The 2,090-nt window shown below is 54.5% G+C and carries 2 protein-coding genes; both read right to left on the reverse strand.

The genetic code is table 11. From position 1 onward, the window contains the following. Nucleotides 1–1,613: phosphoethanolamine transferase (locus tag F2P44_RS34110; RefSeq protein WP_229423914.1), on the reverse strand; the 1,613-nt coding region annotated here is incomplete at its 3' end. A gap of 93 nt (nucleotides 1,614–1,706) precedes the next feature. Continuing rightward, nucleotides 1,707–1,982 carry an ATP-binding protein gene (locus tag F2P44_RS36770; protein ID WP_167094499.1) on the reverse strand — a complete coding sequence of 92 codons (276 nt, stop codon included), beginning with the start codon at nucleotides 1,980–1,982 and terminating at the stop codon, nucleotides 1,707–1,709. Nucleotides 1,983–2,090: the final 108 nt, after the last annotated feature.

The following is a 2,090-nucleotide window of genomic DNA, read 5'->3' on the forward strand; positions in this document are numbered from 1 at the left end:
TAGTGCTTCAGTTCCCGTAATTCCTTGCCGAGAATCGGCTGGTCGCGCCCTATTCGGCAAGTCCTGTGGCTCCTGTGGCCCGTTCTTGGGCGGGACGGAAATTTCGGCGGTTCCGGCTTACACCCCCGATCACTGAAGCCATCCGACATCCACAACATGAATGGAACGTGGCGCTGTTCTGGCGGCGACATGATGTACGGAGCGCCATGCAGATACATATTGTTTTCGCCAAGCGATTCGCCATGGTCCGAGAAATACACAAAGGAGGTATCGACGCCGTCGTTCAGGCTCGCTTGCGACAGCATGTCGATCGTTTTGCTCAACACATAATCGGTATAGAGGATGGTGTTGTCGTAGGCGGCGACTATGGCTTCTTTACTGCATTTTGCTAATTCGTTGGTTTCGCAAGTAGGCACAAACCGTCTGAACCGGGCGGGATAGCGCTTCCAGTAGGCCGGCCCGTGGCTTCCTTTCTGGTGCAGCACGATCACCAGATCGCGCTTGGCGTCACGTATCAGTTCTGGCAAGCCTTCCAGCAGACGTTCATCGAAACACTCCTCCGTTTGACAAAGAGGGTTGCCCGGTGACGGTTGAGATACGTCCACATAACTCACCCGGTCGCACACCCCCTTGCAACCGGAATTGTTATCACGCCAGATCACATCGATTCCGGCATGCTCGAGTACATCAAGCAGTCCCTCCTGGGATTGCGCCTTGGTATCAGAATAGCCATGCCGTCCAAGAGCGGAAAAAACACAAGGTACCGACACCGCCGTAGCTGTGCCGCAGGACTGCATGCGCGTAAAATTGATCAGGCCGTTCTGCTGCGCTAGACGCGGATTGGTCTGGCGCGTGTAGCCATTCAAGGAAAAATTCCGAGCGCGCGCAGTTTCTCCAACAACTATGATGGTCACGGTGCGCTTGAATATGCCGTTCCAGGCAGGCCCTTTGCTGGCATCGGTGCCGAGCGGAAGCACGACAATCGGCGTACTCCATTTGCGCTTCGCATAACCGTTAATTGCTTGGAGGTAGTTGGTCGGCGTGAGAAGGAAGCGCAGATCGCGGTGTTCACGCAAGGTTGGCGCCAGTGTCTTGAACATGAGCATGAGCAGGATAATAGCTCCTGCAAATGCCGCCAAGGCGATACCGAGATTGCGCAGCAACTGACGGGCTGCCGTCGGGTAGCTCAGGTCGGCTGCAGCGAGCAGCAGCGAGGGCAGTCCACCCATCAGTAAAATTGACGCAAGCATTTTTAGTGACACCAGATCGGCGCTTTCACGCGCATCGGTTTCGACGACGTTTTGTACCATCGACCAATCAATCGCGGTGCCGTACTGATTCATGAAGTAGCTCGCCGCCGAAGTGGCGAGAAACAGGACAATCAAAACGGGTTTGAAGATATAACGAAAATTGACTAGCGCAAGACAGGCGCTAAAGGCCAGCACTAGCATCAGGAACATGCCGGCCTGTATCGGAAAATGTGGCAGTCCAAGGCCTCCTGTAGCGTGGACGAATTGCCTCCAGAAGGACTGATTGTAGCCAGCCACCAATACGACAGCAGTGACCAAGGGAAGAGCGAGGGTATTGATGCGGACAGAGATACTCAGTTTCAATCGCGTCCCCGAAATGCCAAGTACCAGCGGCCTATTCCGCCGGTATAATCCGCAGACTACCTAAGGCAACGTCAATTTCGTGTGAACGAGGTGTTAATTTTTCGTTAAATTTCCGTGAAAACGAATATAGCAGCATGTCCCCCCTTCCGCCGCACTGTTGACTAAAAATTCAGCATGCATAAACTGGCATATGCGTTTAACCAGAGCCAGTCCTAAGCCGGTTCCTTCGGAGCCCCGCATCTTTGCCGATGCGGCAGGGTTGTTCAACATAGATAGCACGGCATCGGGCAACCCGCGGCCAGTGTCGGAAACAGAAATTGTCGGGGCGTCGAGGCGTACTGTTACCTGGCCCCATCTCGTTATACACAACTCAGGCGCCTTCCTCCCGTAGTGCCTGCAATGTTTGAGCTGCGGTCATTACTTGGTCCAATCCTCGCCAGATGGTCTTGACGCCGGGCTCGCCATCGCTTTTGCGGG

Source organism: Massilia frigida (assembly GCF_011682175.1).
Classification (GTDB): domain Bacteria; phylum Pseudomonadota; class Gammaproteobacteria; order Burkholderiales; family Burkholderiaceae_D; genus Telluria_A; species Telluria_A frigida.